Genomic DNA, 14,495 nt, shown 5'->3' on the forward strand with positions numbered 1-14,495 from the left:
CCACCGGGCTTAACAGACTGGATTAACGCTTCAGCGCATCGCTCAGTTCTTCACGCATGTTTGCCAGCATGGCTTTAACAACGCGCGGGTTACCTGCAACGATGTTGCCGGTAGACATATAGTTATGGCCGCCGGTGAAGTCACAAACAATCGCGCCAGCTTCACGTGCGATCAGCTCGCCCGCCGCGAAGTCCCACGGCTTCAGTGACAGCTCAAAGTAACCGTCAACGCGGCCGGTCGCCACGTAGGCCAGATCCAGTGCAGCAGAGCCGGTGCGACGGAAGTCCGCGCATTCGGTGAACAGTTTGCCGAGGATATTCATATAAGTGGTTGCGTGCTGCTTCGCCTTGAACGGGAAGCCGGTCGCCAGAATCGTGCCGTCCAGATCGCGTGCATTGCTGCAGCGCAGACGGTAGCCGTTCAGCTGCGCGCCCTGACCGCGGGTCGCGGTGAACAGTTCGTTACGCATTGGATCGTAAACAACGGCGACTTCAGTACGGCCTTTGATGCGTACTGCGATAGACACAGAGAAGTGTGGCAGGCGCTTAACGAAGTTGGTGGTGCCATCCAGTGGATCGATAACCCATTGAACATCCTGATCGGTACCTTCATGTTCACCGCTTTCTTCGGTGATGATGGTGTGCTGCGGGTAAGATTTGCGGATCGTTTCGATAATAATCGCTTCGGCGGCTTTATCGACGTTAGTCACGAAATCATTGCTGCCTTTCTGGCTGGTTTCTACGGAGTCTGGGGTTTCGTAGTGTTTGGCAATTACATTACCCGCCTTGCGCGCTGCGCGCACGGCGATGGTCAGCATCGGATGCATCGGTCTCTCTCACTGGATGTTAAAGAACAGGAAAATCGGCGCAGAGTATAGCAGCGGGATCGGATTATGTCTCTCGTTTATGATAATATGCCCGAATATTCTTCAGACACTGAATCCAGACATCTAAAAATTATGCTGCAAAACATTCGAATCGTGCTGGTCGAAACATCGCACACCGGCAACATGGGCTCTGTGGCCCGCGCTATGAAAACCATGGGCTTAACGAACCTGTGGCTGGTTAATCCGCTGGTGAAACCAGACTCTCAGGCTATTGCGCTGGCGGCCGGCGCCAGCGACGTGATAGGGAATGCACAGATTGTGGACACCCTGGACGAAGCCCTGGCCGGTTGCAGTCTGGTGGTGGGGACCAGCGCGCGCTCCCGTACGCTGCCCTGGCCGATGCTGGACCCGCGCGAATGCGGCCTGAAAAGTATCTCAGAAGCGGAACAGGCGCCGGTTGCGCTGGTGTTTGGTCGTGAACGCGTTGGCCTGACCAACGAGGAACTACAGAAGTGTCACTACCACGTGGCGATTGCCGCAAACCCGGAATACAGCTCGCTGAACCTGGCGATGGCGGTGCAGGTGATTGCCTACGAAGTGCGCATGGCATGGCTGGCGACGCAGGAAAAACCGGTCGAACCTAAAGAAGAGACGGCCTACCCGCTGGTGGACGATCTTGAGCGCTTCTACGGCCACCTGGAGCAGACGCTGCTCTCGACCGGCTTTATCCGTGAAGGCCATCCAGGGCAGGTGATGAACAAGCTGCGCCGTATGTTCACCCGCGCGCGCCCGGAAAGCCAGGAGCTGAACATCCTGCGCGGGATCCTGGCGTCGATTGAGCAGAAGAATAAAGAGTAGTGCCGTGTGTTCGCCGGGTGGCGCTTCGCTTACCCGGCCTACAAAGCCCGTAGGCCCGTGCAAGCGCAGCGCCGCCGGGCAAAAAATACGGCACAGAAGGTTAAATACCTGACTAAAACAGTCAAGTAAATAGTTGACCAATTTAGTCAGGAATGTCAGACTTGGCCCTGCTATGCAATACCCCCATTTTACAATAAAAAACCCCGGGCAGGGGCGAGTTTGAGGTTAAGTAAGACATGAGACTGACATCTAAAGGGCGTTATGCCGTGACCGCGATGCTGGACGTTGCGCTCAACTCCGAAGCGGGCCCGGTTCCGTTGGCTGATATTTCTGAACGACAGGGGATCTCCCTCTCTTATCTGGAACAGCTGTTCTCCAGACTGCGTAAAAATGGACTGGTGTCCAGCGTTCGTGGCCCGGGCGGCGGTTATCTGCTGGGTAAAGACGCGGGCAGTATTGCGGTTGGCGAAGTGATTAGCGCAGTTGACGAATCCGTTGACGCGACCCGTTGCCAGGGCAAAGGCGGCTGTCAGGGCGGCGATAAATGCCTGACCCACGCGCTGTGGCGCGATCTGAGCGACCGTCTGACCGGCTTCCTGAATAACATCACCCTGGGTGAGCTGGTTAATAACCAGGAAGTTCTGGATGTTTCTGGTCGTCAGCACAGTCAGGATTCACAACGCAGCACCCGCACGCAGGACGCCATCGACGTTAAACTGCGCGCGTAATTAAAAAGATAAGTATTCAGAATCAGGCCGGGGTGGTCACACCCCGCGTACTCGGTCGTACATCCAGCCGGTTGCCTGATTCCTTGCATTGAAGCGATGTACGGAGTTTATAGAGCAATGAAATTACCGATTTATCTCGACTACTCCGCAACCACGCCGGTGGACCCGCGTGTTGCCGAGAAAATGATGCAGTGTCTGACCCTGGACGGAAACTTTGGTAACCCAGCTTCCCGTTCACACCGTTTTGGCTGGCATGCTGAAGAGGCGGTTGATATCGCCCGTAATCAGATTGCTGACCTGGTCGGTGCCGACCCGCGTGAAATTGTTTTCACCTCCGGTGCGACCGAATCCGACAACCTGGCGATCAAAGGTGCAGCCAACTTTTATCAGAAAAAAGGCAAGCACATCATCACCAGCAAAACCGAACACAAAGCCGTGCTGGACACCTGCCGTCAGCTGGAGCGTGAAGGGTTCGAAGTGACTTACCTGGCGCCGCAGAGCAACGGGATCATCGACCTGAAAGAGCTCGAAGCGGCGATGCGTGATGACACCATTCTGGTTTCCATCATGCACGTTAACAACGAAATCGGTGTTGTGCAGGACATCGCCACCATCGGCGAAATGTGCCGTGCGCGCGGCATCATCTACCACGTGGATGCGACCCAGAGCGTGGGCAAACTGCCTATCGACCTGAGCCAGCTGAAAGTGGACCTGATGTCCTTCTCCGGTCACAAAATCTATGGCCCGAAAGGCATCGGCGCGCTGTACGTTCGTCGTAAGCCACGTATCCGCATCGAAGCACAGATGCACGGCGGCGGTCACGAGCGCGGCATGCGTTCCGGTACTTTGCCTGTTCACCAGATCGTGGGGATGGGCGAAGCGTATCGCATCGCGAAAGAAGAGATGGAAAGCGAGATGGCACGCCTGCATACGCTGCGTAACCGTCTTTGGGACGGCGTGAAGGATATGGAAGAAGTCTATCTGAACGGCGATCTCGAGCAGGGCGCGCCGAACATCCTCAACGTCAGCTTCAACTATGTTGAAGGCGAGTCGCTGATCATGGCGCTGAAAGACCTGGCCGTTTCTTCCGGTTCTGCCTGTACGTCTGCAAGCCTGGAGCCATCCTACGTGCTGCGTGCGCTGGGCATGACTGACGAGCTGGCGCACAGCTCTATCCGTTTCTCTTTAGGTCGTTTCACTACCGAAGAAGAGATTGACTACACCATCAAACTGGTTCGTAACTCCATCGGCCGTCTGCGCGACCTTTCTCCACTGTGGGAAATGTTCAAGCAGGGCGTGGATCTGAACAGCATTGAATGGTCACATCAATAATCGGTACATAAGGAGAATTCAATCATGGCATACAGCGAAAAAGTTATCGATCATTACGAGAACCCGCGCAACGTTGGCTCTTTTGACAACAGCGACGAATCTGTCGGTAGCGGTATGGTTGGCGCGCCAGCGTGTGGCGACGTGATGAAGTTGCAGATTAAAGTCAACAATGAAGGTATCATTGAAGACGCGCGCTTCAAGACCTACGGCTGCGGTTCTGCTATCGCCTCCAGCTCCCTGGTCACCGAGTGGGTGAAGGGCAAGTCTCTGGACGAAGCACAGGCAATCAAAAACACGGACATTGCTGAAGAACTCGAACTGCCGCCGGTGAAAATTCACTGTTCAATTCTGGCAGAAGACGCGATCAAAGCCGCCATTGCGGATTACAAAAGCAAACGTGAAGCAAAATAATTGAGGTTTGAGTATGTCGATTACCCTTAGCGACAGCGCTGCCGCGCGAGTAAGCTCTTTTCTGGCGAACCGTGGTAAAGGCTTTGGCCTGCGACTGGGCGTACGTACCTCCGGCTGTTCTGGTATGGCTTACGTACTGGAGTTTGTTGACGAACCGGCGTCTGATGACACCGTGTTTGAAGACAAGGGCGTGAAGGTGGTGGTCGATGGCAAAAGCCTGCAATTTCTCAACGGCACTCAGCTGGACTTTGTAAAAGAAGGCCTGAACGAAGGGTTCAAATTTACGAACCCGAACGTCAAAGACGAGTGTGGTTGCGGCGAAAGCTTCCACGTTTAACCGCGTTCCGCTGTTATACCGATTAATTCGTGTTGCAGAAAGGCGGCAAGCGAGTGAATCCCCGGGAGCTTACTTAAGTAAGTGACTGGGGTGAACGAGCGCAGACAACGCATCTGCAGCGCGAAGTAAGAAGGTATAACCCCACCGTGGCTGTGCTACGCGTGGGGTTTGTTCTAACAGGCTACCCCTGAGATTGTTATGGATTACTTCACTCTCTTCGGACTACCCGCTCAATACCCGATTGATCTCCAGGCGCTGACGATCCGTTTTCAGGATCTCCAGCGTCAGTACCATCCGGATAAATTCGCCAGCGGGACGCAGGCAGAGCAGCTGGCTGCGGTATCACACTCCGCAACCATCAACCAGGCCTGGCAAACGCTGCGTCATCCGCTGGCGCGTGCAGAATATCTGCTCTCGCTCCACGGTTTTGATCTGGCGAGCGAACAGCATACCGTGCGCGACACCGCGTTTCTGATGGAGCAGCTGGAGCTTCGCGAAGAGCTGGATGAAATTGAACAGGCTAAAGACGAAGCGCGTCTGGAACGTTTTCTCCAGCGCGTAAAGGGCATGTTCGATACCCGCCATCAGCAGATGGTTGAGCAACTGAACAACGAGACCTGGGACGTGGCGGCAGACACTGTGCGCAAACTCCGTTTTCTCGATAAACTGCGAAGCAGTGCTGAACAACTCGAAGAAAAGCTGCTCGATTTTTAATTTCGGAAGCAATTATGGCCTTATTACAAATTAGTGAGCCAGGCTTAAGCGCCGCACCGCACCAGCGTCGTCTGGCGGTCGGTATTGACCTGGGCACCACCAATTCTCTCGTGGCGACCGTGCGTAGCGGCCAGGCGGAAACGCTGGCTGACGAGCAGGGCCGCCATCTGCTGCCTTCCGTGGTCCACTACCAGCAGCAGGGTCACGCTGTCGGCTTTGATGCCCGCGCCAATGCCGCGCGCGATCCGGCTAACACCATCAGCTCGGTTAAGCGCATGATGGGCCGCTCGCTGGCGGATATCCAGACCCGTTATCCGCATCTGCCGTACCAGTTACAGGCCAGCGAAAACGGCCTGCCGATGATTGCGACATCTGCCGGTCTGCTGAACCCGATTCGTGTTTCCGCTGACATCCTCAAAGCGCTGGCGGCGCGCGCGACGGCGACGCTCGGTGGCGATCTGGACGGCGTAGTAATCACCGTTCCGGCCTACTTCGACGATGCACAACGTCAGGGCACCAAAGACGCCGCGCGTCTGGCGGGCCTGCACGTGCTGCGTCTGCTGAACGAACCGACAGCGGCAGCCATTGCCTACGGCCTCGATTCCGGTCAGGAAGGGGTGATTGCGGTTTACGATCTCGGCGGCGGGACGTTTGATATCTCTATCCTGCGCTTAAGCCGCGGTGTGTTCGAAGTGCTGGCCACCGGCGGGGATTCCGCGCTCGGCGGCGATGACTTCGACCATCTGCTGGCGGACTACATCCGCGAGCAGGCGGGCATCAGCGATCGCAGCGATGCGCGCGTCCAGCGTGAACTGCTGGATGCGGCCATCGACGCCAAAATCGCCCTGAGCGATGCGCAGTCCGTCAGCGTGAACGTCGCAGGCTGGCAGGGTGAGATCACCCGCGACCAGTTCAGCGAACTGATTGCGCCTCTGGTTAAGCGTACCCTGCTGGCCTGCCGTCGCGCATTGAAAGATGCGGGCGTTGAGGCTAACGAGGTGCTGGAAGTGGTCATGGTTGGCGGCTCAACCCGCGTGCCGCTGGTACGTGAGCGCGTAGGGGAATTCTTTGGCCGCACGCCGCTGACCTCTATCGACCCGGACAAAGTGGTTGCCGTGGGTGCCGCTATCCAGGCCGATATCCTGGTCGGCAACAAGCCGGACAGCGAAATGCTGCTGCTGGACGTCATCCCGCTGTCTCTGGGTTTAGAAACCATGGGCGGCCTGGTGGAGAAAGTTATTCCCCGTAACACCACCATTCCGGTGGCGCGCGCGCAGGAGTTTACGACCTTCAAAGACGGCCAGACCGCGATGTCCATCCACGTGATGCAGGGCGAGCGCGAGCTGGTGCAGGACTGCCGCTCTCTGGCGCGCTTTGCGCTGCGCGGAATTCCGGCGCTGCCGGCGGGCGGGGCGCATATTCGCGTCACCTTCCAGGTGGATGCGGACGGTCTGCTGAGCGTGACGGCGATGGAAAAATCCACCGGCGTGGAATCGTCTATCCAGGTGAAGCCGTCCTACGGCCTGACCGATGGCGAAATCGCCTCCATGATTCAGGACTCAATGAGCTACGCCGAGCAGGATGTGAAGGCGCGTATGCTGGCGGAACAAAAAGTGGAAGCCGCCCGCGTGCTGGAAAGCCTGAACGGCGCGCTTGCTGCCGATGCCGCGCTGTTAAGCGCCGCTGAGCGCCAGGTGATTGACGACGCTGCTGCGCGCTTAAGCGCCGTGGCCGAAGGCAATGACGCTGACGCAATAGAAGATGCCATTAAAAACGTTGATAAACAAACCCAGGACTTCGCTGCTCGCCGCATGGACAAATCTGTCCGCGTCGCGCTGAAAGGCCAGTCCGTGGACGAGGTTTAATATGCCAAAGATTGTTATTTTGCCTCATGCGGACCTCTGTCCGGATGGCGCTGTTCTGGAAGCGAAGACCGGTGAAACCATTCTCGATGTAGCCCTGCGTGCAGGTATCGAAGTGGAACACGCCTGTGAAAAATCCTGTGCCTGTACCACCTGCCACTGCATCGTGCGTGAAGGTTTTGATTCTCTCGCCGAGAGCACCGAAGACGAAGACGACATGCTGGACAAAGCATGGGGTCTGGAGCCAGACAGCCGCTTAAGCTGCCAGGCCGCGGTGACCGATGAAGATCTGGTCGTGGAATTCCCACGCTACACCATCAACCACGCACGCGAGCATTAATATGGGACTGAAGTGGACAGACAGCCGTGAAATCGGCGAAGCGCTCTACGACGCGAACCCGGATCTCGATCCGAAGACCGTACGATTCACCGACATGCATCAGTGGATCTGCGATTTAGAGGATTTTGACGACGATCCAAACGCATCCAATGAAAAAATTCTGGAGGCGATTCTGTTAGTCTGGTTAGATGAAGCAGAGTAAATCACTTAACGGGCTGCCTTCAGGCGGCCCGTTTGCTAATAAGGACAAATAAAATGACCGAAGCGATGAAGATTACGCTATCCACGCAGCCAGCCGACGCACGCTGGGGCGAGAAAGCCACCTGGAGCATCAATAACGACGGTATTACCCTGCACGTGACGGGTAACGATGATTTGGGCCTGATCCAGCGCGCCGCGCGTAAAATTGACGGCCTGGGCATTAAGCATGTCACTCTGGCTGGCGAAGGCTGGGACACAGACCGCAGCTGGGCTTTCTGGGCGGGTTACAAAGGGCCGAAAGGCACCCGTAAAATTGAGTGGGCGAACCTCGATGAAGCCGGTCAGAAAGAGCTGGAAAGCCGCCTGAAAATTATCGACTGGGTGCGCGACACCATCAACGCCCCGGCGGAAGAGTTGGGGCCTGAGCAGCTGGCGCAGCGCGCGGTTGACCTGCTGTGCGGCGTGGCGGACGACAAGATGTCCTACCGCATCACCAAAGGTGAAGACCTGCGCGAACAAAATTACATGGGTATCCACACCGTGGGTCGTGGCTCCGAGCGTCCTCCGGTCCTGCTGGCGCTGGATTACAACCCAACCGGCGATAAAGAAGCGCCGGTCTTTGCCTGTCTGGTCGGGAAAGGTATCACCTTCGATACCGGCGGTTACAGCCTGAAGCAGAGCGCGTTCATGGACTCCATGAAGTCCGACATGGGCGGCGCGGCGACCATTACCGGCGCGCTGGCGTTCGCCATCACCCGTGGTCTGAACAAACGCGTGAAGCTCTACCTGTGCTGCGCGGATAACATGGTGAGTGGCAATGCCTTCAAGCTGGGCGACATCATTCGCTACCGCAACGGTAAAAATGTTGAGGTGATGAACACCGATGCCGAAGGCCGTCTGGTGCTGGCCGATGGCCTGATCGACGCCTCTGCGCAGAAGCCGGAGCTGATTATCGACATGGCGACCCTGACCGGCGCGGCGAAAACTGCCCTTGGCAACGATTACCATGCGCTGTTCAGCTTCGACGACAAGCTGGCCGCTCGCCTGCTGGCCAGCGCGGCGGCGGAAAACGAGCCGTTCTGGCGTCTGCCGCTGGCCGAGTTCCACCGCAGCCAGCTGCCGTCTAACTTCGCCGAGCTGAACAACACCGCGAGCGCGGCGTACCCGGCGGGAGCCAGCACAGCAGCAGGCTTCCTGTCTCACTTCGTTGAGAACTACCATGAAGGCTGGCTGCACATTGACTGCTCCGCAACCTACCGTAAAGCGGCGGTTGAGCAGTGGTCAGCAGGCGCAACCGGTCTGGGTGTGCGTACCGTGGCGAACCTGCTGACGGCTGAGTGATCTTTTTTGCCGGGTGGCGCAACGCTTACCCGGCCTACAAAACCCGTAGGCCCGTGCAAGCGTTGCGCCGCCGGGCAATTGTGAAGTAGCCAAACTATGTCAGAAACCAAAAACGAATTAGAAACCCTGCTGGAGCAGGCGGCGACCGAGCCCGCCCACCGTCCGGCCTTTTTCCGCACGCTGCTGGAATCCACCGTCTGGGTGCCGGGCACCGCCGCGGAAGGGGAGCAGGTTGTCGAAGACAGCGCCCTGGATCTGCTGCACTGGGAGAAAGACGACGGCACGTCGGTGATCCCGTTCTTTACCTCGCTCGAGGCCTTGCAGGAAGCGGTAGAAGACGAACAGGCGTTCGTGGTGATGCCGGTGCGCACGCTGTTCGAAATGACCCTGGGGCAGACGCTGTTCCTCAACGCCAAACTGCCGACAGGGAAAGAGTTCACTCCGCGTGAAATCAGCCATCTGATTGGTGACGAGGGCAACCCGCTCAGCACCCAGGAGGTGCTGGAAGGGGGCGAAACGCTGCTACTGTCTGAAGTGGCCGAGCCGCCCGCGCAGATGATTGACTCCCTGACCACGCTGTTTAAAACCATCAAGCCCGTAAAACGCGCGTTCCTCTGCTCCATCAAAGAGAGCGCTGACGAAAAGCCTGTTCTGCTGATAGGGATCGAGGCCGACGGCGATGTTGAGGAGATCATCCAGGCGGCGGGAAGCGTAGCGACCGACACGCTCCCGGGCGATGAGCCGATTGATATCTGTCAGGTGAAGAAAGGTGAGCAGGGCATAAGCCACTTTATTACCGAGCACATCACCCCGTTCTACGAGCGTCGCTGGGGCGGCTTCCTGCGCGATCTCAAGACCAACCGCATTATCTGATTACGGCGGGGTGACCTTCACCCCGTTGCTTCCAGCAACAGTAAATCCATCAGCAGCACCAGATTCGACTCAAACGACGTCACCCCTGCGGCTTCGGCGGCGAAATGTACCGCTTCGTCATAGAGGGCAAAATGCACGTCGGCCATACCTGCCAGCGTATTGGCCGACGCGCGGGTAAACGCGACAATCGTCATGCCGACGTTTTTGGCGATCCGCGCTTTATCCAGCACCGGCTCCGTTTCGCCGCTGCGCGAAACGGCAATAAATACCTGATAGCGTGCGGCGTTGCTGAGAAAAATATTCCGGCTGTCCCCCGGTCCGGAGATGAACGCGGTTTTTCCCAGCACCTGCAACTTCTTGGTCAGGTACTCGGCAAAAAGATATGAAAACCCGGCGCCGTAGAGAAAGAAGCTCTCTTTCTGGCGCAGCAGGCTGGCAAACTGCTGGCGTTTGTCCTGGGTAACCCACTGGAAGGTCTGCTGATAGTTGGCAATAAACCGGGCAAAAAGCGCGGGCATTTCTGCATGTTGCGCAGACTGTACGGTGATCCGCGGCGTGTCAGAAAGCAGCTGCTTGCAGTGCCAGATAAACTCGCTAAAGCCGCTGAAGCCCAGCTTCTGGCACAGCCGCATAATCGTCGCGGTGGAGACAAATGTCGCCAGCGCCAGCTCGCGCACCGTGATATTGCCCACCAGCAGCGGATGCTCAGTGAGGTGGGCGAGGACGCGATACTCCGCGCGGGTCAGTGACGACCCGCGTGTTAACAGCGTTGCCAGGCGGTTATCCATTATTTCGCCGGTTCTACCGGCAGATCGTCCCGTGCACCCCATTCACTCCAGGCGCCGTCATACAGCATCACGTCATTTGCGCCAAGGGTTGCCAGCGCCAGGATCACCACGCAGGCCGTCACGCCGGAGCCGCAGCTGGCAATAACCGGACGATGCAAATCCACGCCCTGACGTTCAAAAATGGCACGCAATTCATCGGTGGTTTTCAGCTCGCCTTCAAACACCAGATCGCCCCACGGCACGTTCAGCGCCCCCGGGATATGTCCTCGTTTCAGTCCCGGACGCGGCTCATCCGCTTCAGCGTTGAAGCGTGGAGCGGGACGCGCATCGACGATTTGGGCCGTGTTTTCGTGGCTCACCACCAGAACGTCGGTCAGGCGCTTGACCACGTGTGCGTCAAACGTGGCATCAAATTCCCCTTCCGGCAGCGTCACGTCGCCCTGCTGAAGCGGCAGCTCGTCGCGCTTCCAGCCCGCAAGCCCACCCGCCAGAATCGACACTTTTTCCACGCCGAAGTTTTTCAGCATCCACCACGCCCGCGGGGCGGAGAAGAGGTTACCCTCATCGTAAACAACGAGGTGTTTGTCTTTGCTGATGCCGAGCTCGCGCATCGCCACGGAAAACGCTTCCGGACGAGGCAGCATGTGCGGCAGGGGAGAAGTGTGATCGGAGAGGGCTTCGATATCGAAAAAAACCGCGCCAGGCAGGTGTCCTGCGCGATATTCAGCGGGAACGTCACGATGCTCCTGGCCCGGAGGGGCCATGCGCGCGTCGATAATCTGAACTTCCGGGTCGTCGCCGTGCTCAATCAGCCAGTCGGCGGCGACAAAATATGAGGTGGACATGGTTGCCTCCATTCTTTTCCGTAAAAAAGGATTGTCGGTGTTTTTTCTGACACCGACAAGTTAACCACGTTCAACTCGCGAGCAAGCCCCTATTTTTTCACCGCTTCACCGTCCTGCCATGCCTTTTGCAGCGCTGGCCAGTAGTCGCGGTTGGCTTCGATCATCTCATCCAGAATCGCTTTTGCGTGCTCCATGGTCGGCACGGTGCGGTTCAGGGTGAACGCCTGAAGTGCTTTCTCATAGCTGCCTTCGATGGTCGCCTCAACCAGCAGCTGTTCAGAGGCCAACTGCTGCTGTAAAAGCGTCTGGTGGAACAGCGGCACCCGACCCACGCGGACGGGCTCTGGTCCTTCGGAGGTAATATAGGCAGGCACTTCCACCACCGCATCATAAGGCAGGTTGGTAATCGCCCCGCGGTTTTCGACCATCACCAGGTGACGCTGGCGCAGGTTAAACGCCAGCGAGCAGGCGACATCGACGATAAACTCACCGTGGACACCTACGTGGAAGGCGTCCGGTAAGATCCCGCTGCGCTGGTACTCTTCGGCGGCGGCGAACAGCTTTTTCTCACGTCCGTTCATCACTTCATTGGCGCGGGTATAGTCCGGGTTCTGATGCTCCACAATCTGGTTCGGCATCAGGTAGTACTGTAGATACGGGTTCGGCAGGTACTCCGGGAAGTTATCCATAATCGGCTTGATGTTGCGCCAGGTTTTCACCCATGACGGATCCGAGTGCTGCGGGTCGGTTTTGGCCGCGTCTTCCGTCAGCAGGCCAAACTTCGCGATATGTTTACGCAGCTCCGGTAATTTGTCCTCGCCGTCCACCAGCACGCGGGTAAACCAGCCGAAGTGGTTGAGGCCAAAATAGTCCACCTCCAGTTTATGACGATCCACGCCCAGAATGGCGCCCATATTGCGCATCGCGGCGACAGGCATATCGCAGATGTTCAGCACGCGTGCGTTGGGGCGCAGGCGACGCACGCCCTCAGCGACAATCGCCGCCGGGTTGGAGTAGTTCACGATCCACGCCTTTTCGTGCGCGTAGCGTTCCACCCTATCGATAAGCTCTACCATCGGCAGGATCGTACGCAGGCCATATGCCAGCCCGCCGGGTCCGCAGGTTTCCTGGCCGACCACCCCGTGGCGCAGCGGAATTTTTTCATCCTGCTCGCGCATTTTGTACTGTCCGACGCGCATCTGAGCAAAAACAAAATGCGCGCCGCTGAAGGCCACCTCCGGATCGCTGGTGACCGTGAATTTGATGCTCTGGCTGTGGTCGCGAATGACCTTTTCCACCACGGGCGCAATGGTGTTCTGGCGCGCCTCGTCGATGTCATACAGGCGAATCTCTGCCAGGGGGAAATCGTGCAGGCGTACCATCAGGCTTTTTACTATACCTGGCGTGTAGGTGCTGCCGCCGCCGGCAATCGACAGAATGAATGGGGGTGTTAACATCTTTAGCTCCTTTCAGAGAAACGTCTCAACGGCTTCTCGCATTTTTTTGACATGCAGCCCGTAGACCACCTGAACGTTGTTACCTTGTTTGATAATCCCTTTCGCGCCGGTCGCTTTCAGGCGCGGTTCGTCGATGATGGCGACGTCCTTCACCGTGACGCGTAAGCGGGTGTAGCAGTTATCAACCACCTGAATGTTTTCCCGACCGCCCAGACCGACGACGATCGATTCGCCCAGCCCGTCGTTATTTCCCTTCGCCTGGTATTCCTGTTTGCTGTAGAGGCGCGTCTCCCGATCGTCATCTTCACGACCGGGCGTTTTCATGTTGAAACGCAGGATCAGGAAGCGGAACACCACGAAATAAAGGGCGAACATGATCAGCCCGACCACGATGTACATGGGCCAGTTGGACTTTTCCGTGCCGAGCGGCAGGTTGTAGAGGATAAAATCGATAATTCCGTTGGCGCCGATGGCGTGAACGCCAAACAGGGTGAACAGCATCATGCCAATGCCGGTCAGCACCGCATGCACCACGAACAACAGCGGGGCGACAAACAGGAAAGAGAACTCGATCGGCTCGGTTACGCCGACCAGCAGCGAGGTCAGCGCCGCCGGGATCAGAATGGCTTTCGCAATCGCTTTACGCTCTGGCTTCGCGGTCATGTACATCGCCAGCGCGGCGGCGGGAAGGCCGAACATCTTGCTGATGCCGCGAGCATCCCACACCACGGTGCTGCTGAGCTGCTTCACGTCCGGGCAGGCCATCTCGGCGAAGTAGATATTGCGCGCGCCCTGGTAAGCCGTACCGCACACCTCCTGCGTACCGCCCAGTTCGGTATACAGGAACGGCGTATAGACCAGATGATGCAGGCCCGTCGGCACCAGAATGCGTTCAAGGAAACCGTAGATCGCCACCCCAAACGGACCGGACCCTTTGATCGCCAGCGCCAGGGCGCTTATTCCATGCTGTGCGTACGGCCAGAGTTCGCTCATGACCACGCCGAGTAGCATAGAGACTGGCAACATCACAATCGCGACAAAGCAGTGGCCGGAGTATATCGCCATCGCGCCGTTAAACTGGACACCGGAATATTTGTTGTACAGATAACCGGAGAGCGCCCCGGTCAGGATCCCGGCGAAAACGCCCATCTCCAGCACCTGGACGCCCAGAACCATGCTTTGTCCGGCGGCTTTCATCTGCTCTGCAGGGGCCAGTTCTCCCTGAAGCTGTAACGTCACGTTCATGGCATTGATAAACACGATAAAAGTCACCAGCCCAATCAGCGCCGCGTAGCCTTTGTCTCGGGTTGCCAGGCCAATGGGGATCCCGACGGCAAACACCAGCGCCAGGTTGACCAGCACCGACACGGCAGATTTGGCGATCAGCTGGCCGACACTCTGGATCAGCGGATGGCCGAGAAACGGCAGGTACTCGGCCAGATTGCCGTTACCCAGCACATTCCCAAAGGCGATAAACAGACCGACGATAGGTAAGATAAGTACAGGTCCGTAAAGTGATTTTCCGAAATTTTGTAGGGCGTTCACGGCTCGTTGCATGGCTTTCTCTCTTATTGAACCGCGC

16 protein-coding genes are annotated in these 14,495 nt (G+C 57.5%); 11 read left to right on the forward strand and 5 right to left on the reverse strand.

The features are described from left to right. Nucleotides 1–22: 22 nt before the first annotated feature. A complete protein-coding gene (gene suhB / locus AC4OVS_RS06095; protein ID WP_022649020.1) occupies nt 23–826 on the reverse strand; it encodes an inositol-1-monophosphatase in 804 nt (267 codons plus the stop codon). Nucleotides 827–958: 132 nt separating this feature from the next. On the opposite strand from suhB, the gene trmJ reads away from it, so the two are divergent. From trmJ to sseB, 11 genes are all read left to right on the forward strand, one after another. Then, on the forward strand, nt 959–1,684 hold the full coding sequence (gene trmJ, locus AC4OVS_RS06100) for a tRNA (cytosine(32)/uridine(32)-2'-O)-methyltransferase TrmJ (RefSeq protein WP_015572157.1): 726 nt from the start codon (nt 959–961) through the stop codon (nt 1,682–1,684). Nucleotides 1,685–1,920: 236 nt separating this feature from the next. After that, the gene (gene iscR / locus AC4OVS_RS06105; protein WP_003860665.1) at nt 1,921–2,412 is read left to right on the forward strand and encodes a Fe-S cluster assembly transcriptional regulator IscR; all 492 of its coding nucleotides are present in this window, start codon (nt 1,921–1,923) and stop codon (nt 2,410–2,412) included. 117 nt (nt 2,413–2,529) lie between these two features. Then, entirely contained in the window at nt 2,530–3,744 is a 1,215-nt protein-coding gene (iscS, locus tag AC4OVS_RS06110; RefSeq protein ID WP_491922258.1) for a cysteine desulfurase, read from the forward strand. A gap of 24 nt (nt 3,745–3,768) precedes the next feature. After that, on the forward strand, nt 3,769–4,155 hold the full coding sequence (iscU, locus tag AC4OVS_RS06115) for a Fe-S cluster assembly scaffold IscU (protein ID WP_003860661.1): 387 nt from the start codon (nt 3,769–3,771) through the stop codon (nt 4,153–4,155). 13 nt (nt 4,156–4,168) lie between these two features. Next, on the forward strand, nt 4,169–4,492 hold the full coding sequence (gene iscA, locus AC4OVS_RS06120) for an iron-sulfur cluster assembly protein IscA (RefSeq protein WP_003860659.1): 324 nt from the start codon (nt 4,169–4,171) through the stop codon (nt 4,490–4,492). Nucleotides 4,493–4,690: 198 nt separating this feature from the next. Next, nucleotides 4,691–5,206, forward strand: a complete 516-nt coding sequence (gene hscB, locus AC4OVS_RS06125; protein WP_022649017.1) for a co-chaperone HscB — start codon at nt 4,691–4,693, stop codon at nt 5,204–5,206. A 14-nt stretch (nt 5,207–5,220) separates the two neighbouring features. Beyond that, nucleotides 5,221–7,071, forward strand: a complete 1,851-nt coding sequence (hscA, locus tag AC4OVS_RS06130; protein ID WP_491922259.1) for a Fe-S protein assembly chaperone HscA — start codon at nt 5,221–5,223, stop codon at nt 7,069–7,071. Nucleotide 7,072: 1 nt separating this feature from the next. Beyond that, on the forward strand, nt 7,073–7,408 hold the full coding sequence (gene fdx / locus AC4OVS_RS06135) for an ISC system 2Fe-2S type ferredoxin (protein ID WP_003860652.1): 336 nt from the start codon (nt 7,073–7,075) through the stop codon (nt 7,406–7,408). Between the two features lies 1 nt (nt 7,409). After that, complete coding sequence (gene iscX, locus AC4OVS_RS06140; protein WP_003860650.1) at nt 7,410–7,610, forward strand: Fe-S cluster assembly protein IscX; 201 nt, start codon at nt 7,410–7,412, stop codon at nt 7,608–7,610. A 53-nt stretch (nt 7,611–7,663) separates the two neighbouring features. Continuing rightward, a complete protein-coding gene (gene pepB, locus AC4OVS_RS06145) occupies nt 7,664–8,950 on the forward strand; it encodes an aminopeptidase PepB (protein ID WP_155019552.1) in 1,287 nt (428 codons plus the stop codon). Between the two features lie 96 nt (nt 8,951–9,046). Beyond that, nucleotides 9,047–9,823 carry an enhanced serine sensitivity protein SseB gene (sseB, locus tag AC4OVS_RS06150; RefSeq protein ID WP_063148285.1) on the forward strand — a complete coding sequence of 259 codons (777 nt, stop codon included), beginning with the start codon at nt 9,047–9,049 and terminating at the stop codon, nt 9,821–9,823. Between the two features lie 17 nt (nt 9,824–9,840). Here sseB and AC4OVS_RS06155 read toward each other — a convergent pair whose 3' ends face one another. The 4 genes from AC4OVS_RS06155 to AC4OVS_RS06170 form a co-directional block, all read right to left on the reverse strand. Then, nucleotides 9,841–10,611, reverse strand: coding sequence for a MurR/RpiR family transcriptional regulator (locus AC4OVS_RS06155; protein ID WP_491922260.1), 771 nt, complete (start codon nt 10,609–10,611; stop codon nt 9,841–9,843). Then, nucleotides 10,611–11,456, reverse strand: a complete 846-nt coding sequence (sseA, locus tag AC4OVS_RS06160) for a 3-mercaptopyruvate sulfurtransferase (protein ID WP_063148286.1) — start codon at nt 11,454–11,456, stop codon at nt 10,611–10,613. The genes AC4OVS_RS06155 and sseA overlap by 1 nt, the downstream gene beginning before the upstream one ends. 89 nt (nt 11,457–11,545) lie before the next feature. Next, on the reverse strand, nt 11,546–12,913 hold the full coding sequence (locus AC4OVS_RS06165) for a 6-phospho-alpha-glucosidase (protein WP_023300715.1): 1,368 nt from the start codon (nt 12,911–12,913) through the stop codon (nt 11,546–11,548). Nucleotides 12,914–12,925: 12 nt separating this feature from the next. Then, nucleotides 12,926–14,470: a PTS transporter subunit EIIC gene (locus AC4OVS_RS06170; RefSeq protein ID WP_161177706.1), complete on the reverse strand. Its 1,545-nt coding sequence runs from the start codon at nt 14,468–14,470 to the stop codon at nt 12,926–12,928. Nucleotides 14,471–14,495 lie beyond the last annotated feature (25 nt).

Source organism: Enterobacter sp. 4974935 (assembly GCF_058661735.1).